2 protein-coding genes are annotated in these 717 nt (G+C 69.3%); both read right to left on the bottom strand.

The features are described 5' to 3' along the window. Window positions 1–40: 40 nt before the first annotated feature. Complete coding sequence (locus BFN33_RS49000) at window positions 41–259, bottom strand: hypothetical protein (RefSeq protein ID WP_069766706.1); 219 nt, start codon at window positions 257–259, stop codon at window positions 41–43. A gap of 2 nt (window positions 260–261) precedes the next feature. Further along, window positions 262–717, bottom strand: a 456-nt coding sequence (locus BFN33_RS53600; protein WP_218109086.1) for a hypothetical protein, incomplete at its 5' end; no start/stop codon positions are given.

The raw sequence follows: 717 nt of genomic DNA, 5'->3' as shown, positions 1-717 counted from the left end.
CCGGGATGCCGTACTGCCACGGTCAGGATGCCACAGGTGGTCAGTCCCAGGTGATGCCATTGGCGGCGAACGCTTTCACGATCGCCGGGTCGTCGAGGAAGTCTTGCAGCGAGTCGAGTTCGGTGTCCCAGTCCTCGTTCTGGAGGTTGGCGATGAGCGGTGTGAGGACGCGTTCCTTCAGCTCGTCGGAGGCGCCGGCTTCTTGGAGGGCGTGGGCTACGGGGTTGAAGAACTTTGATCCGGCTGATCCCCATCCCATGGTCAGTTCTCCTTCGTGGTGTCGGTCGCTTGGGTCGCTGCCGGGCTGGCCGCGGGCTCGTCGAGGGCGGCGCGGATGCGGCGGGCGATTGCGGGCCCGGTCCAGCTGCTGCGTTCGATGTCGGCGGCGTAGTCGCGCACTCGGCGGATGGCGGCCCGGAGTTGGTCGCGTTCGTCGACGGTTCGGGTGAGGAAGCGTCCGACAGCCTCGCTGCTCTCTTGCAGGTGGGCGAGGTGGCCTTCGGCTTCCTCGGCGCGCTGCCGCTCGCGTTCCCAGTCGGTGACGGTGGGTGCGGCGTCGCCGCGTCCGCAGGCGGGGCAGTAGCCGCGGGCGACTTGGCGGAGCGCAGCCAGCTCGTGTTCGGCGCGGGCGGCCCGTGTTGCGGCGGAGGCGAGGGCTTCCCGTGCGGTGGCCAGTTGTCGCTGGGCCTCGCTGTCTTCGGCGGCTTCGAGTTGCTC

This window comes from Streptomyces sp. LUP47B (assembly GCF_001746295.1).
In the GTDB taxonomy this organism is placed as follows: domain Bacteria; phylum Actinomycetota; class Actinomycetes; order Streptomycetales; family Streptomycetaceae; genus Streptomyces.
Note: the sequence above shows the minus strand (reverse complement) of the source record. Positions and strands in the feature narration are given on the sequence as shown.